The organism is Anaplasma marginale str. Florida (assembly GCF_000215485.1).
Classification (GTDB): domain Bacteria; phylum Pseudomonadota; class Alphaproteobacteria; order Rickettsiales; family Anaplasmataceae; genus Anaplasma; species Anaplasma marginale.
In genome coordinates this window covers 1-1,942 of record NZ_AFMS01000133.1, presented here as the reverse complement: position 1 = coordinate 1,942, position 1,942 = coordinate 1, and the positions used below count along the sequence as shown (strand labels likewise).

Here is a 1,942-nt window from a genome sequence, read left to right as displayed (position 1 = left end):
TATTTAGTTGTTGGCCGTCCTGTGACCCGAAGCCCTGATCCATTAGCCGCAATTGACGAAATTCTCCGCTCCATAGGGGCGCACTGATTCTGCTTCGATTGCGACAATGTGTCCACAACGTGCCCGGGATGTTGTGGTCGCGGCCCATTTTGGGGCTTTTTGGCCGTATGGATGAATGTCTATTTCGGTTCAGGCAAGGCCTTTGGGATGGTATATTTTTTTGGCATATACTTTTCGTCATGCTTTGCCAACACCTCATCTGCCACAAACTTTCCATGTAGCAACCTTCCCTTTACCACCGCGCCTACGCCCTCTCCGAACAACGGGGGGAGCATTCCAGAGTAGACCACATTGAGCTCGGTTTTAAAATCCGTCAGATCGAATGATATGCTGTCGGTGCTTCTGGCTATACTGCCCTTAACCACCATGCCGCCCACCCTTACCGGTAGGTTAGACTCCCTCTGCGGGCCTGATAACAACTCGCTGGTGGTGTAGAAGAAGGATACGCTCTCTCGCAGTTCAGAAAGTATGAACAGCAGCGCGCATCCCGCAGCACAGAATGACGCGAGGACGAAAAGTAACCTCTTATGTTTCCTCTTCATTTTCCATTGTCATGACCTTCCTAAGCAACCTTCTAACCCCGCAGTAGTCACTAACCAAAAACGCCGCGAAGAAAAACAATACGGCGAAGCCAAGCGAATACGCCAAGTACACCGGATACATCTATTGTAACCCACAATACTTATCTAGAGTTGCGTGATCAGTCATACTGTGACCGATAGGGGTCACCACTATATACCCTTGCTCCAAAAGTTGTGTGTCACTCGCATTATCATTACTATTCGGTGATCTCATGTCGTCAAATACGTACGATACACAGCGCCCGTCGCCACTTGTGATCTCGCGCCGTTCCATCGATGGCCCATCCCATTTTATATGACCATCGTCGCAGCTATGTCCGGCAAACTTGACTCCCTGCACATCCGAGTACGGAACATTTATGCTCATGATGCACTTCCCATGCCACATTGTATCGCGCAACAGCCGACTAACCAGAGCCATAACCGATTTTCTAGAATTCTGCCACGACGTTTCGACATTGTTGTCACAGCGCTTGCCATTGTATTGCTGGCTGATCGCAATTGCTGGAACGCCGATATCGAATGCGGCAGCAGCTGCAGCAATAGTGCCGGAGTACGGTACCGTGAACCCGGTATTGGCTCCGTAGTTGATGCCAGAGATCACCAAATCCGGCCGCTTACCCGTACTAGTCATCTCACATATACCAATCACCGCGCTGTCAGCGGGGGTGCCGTGCACCACAAATTCCCGTTCTCCCCTCATATGTGTTTTAATGGGAGTCCGAACGCTTAGTGCCCTGCTTGCAGCACTGCAATCGCGTGCAGGTGCAGACACCCACACCTCAGCGAAATGCCCAGACACGACATCCCTCAAAACCCGCATGCCTACGGAGTCAAAGCCATCGTCGTTTGTGAGTAATACTCTCATTCACAGTATAAATATCAAAAGCCCCCCAGTATAGCACGGATCATGTCCATGCGCTTTTTTTAATTCGGGGCTTCTCGACAATAATTAGCATAAATGGTCCCGTGACAGATACGCTCTGTTTTGTTGGCTCGGCAGCATGATTTCCCAGGTGCGCGGCGTTCTTGGCACGGCATTCCGCGCGAGCAAACATCGGCCTATAACCCGCTGCACGGCAGAATGCACCCTCCCGCCTACAGAAAGCTGGAGATAGGCCCGTATGGTCTTTATCGTTCTACGGCACAAACGGAGGCTGGGTGCATATGGCCGTAGTATGACGACAGCGCGGTGCCAGCTCATGGTGCGAGTACTCGCACCTGGCCTAAGGCATACTCCCGCCGTACCTAGCGCAATCCCAAGCCTGCGCCGCTACACACGATCCAAAACCGTACTGCCT

Annotated in this window: 3 protein-coding genes; all 3 read right to left on the bottom strand. The window is 51.7% G+C overall.

Annotation, left to right across the window (positions count from 1 at the left end):
• Positions 1-179: 179 nt before the first annotated feature.
• From ccmE to surE, 3 genes are read right to left on the bottom strand one after another with little or no spacing between them, the layout of a single operon-like run.
• Entirely contained in the window at positions 180-602 is a 423-nt protein-coding gene (gene ccmE / locus GAC_RS03675; protein WP_010267421.1) for a cytochrome c maturation protein CcmE, read from the bottom strand.
• Positions 586-723, bottom strand: a complete 138-nt coding sequence (locus tag GAC_RS05795; RefSeq protein WP_010264029.1) for a hypothetical protein — start codon at positions 721-723, stop codon at positions 586-588. The genes ccmE and GAC_RS05795 overlap by 17 nt, the downstream gene beginning before the upstream one ends.
• Positions 724-1,509, bottom strand: coding sequence for a 5'/3'-nucleotidase SurE (surE, locus tag GAC_RS03670; protein ID WP_010267422.1), 786 nt, complete (start codon positions 1,507-1,509; stop codon positions 724-726).
• Positions 1,510-1,942 lie beyond the last annotated feature (433 nt).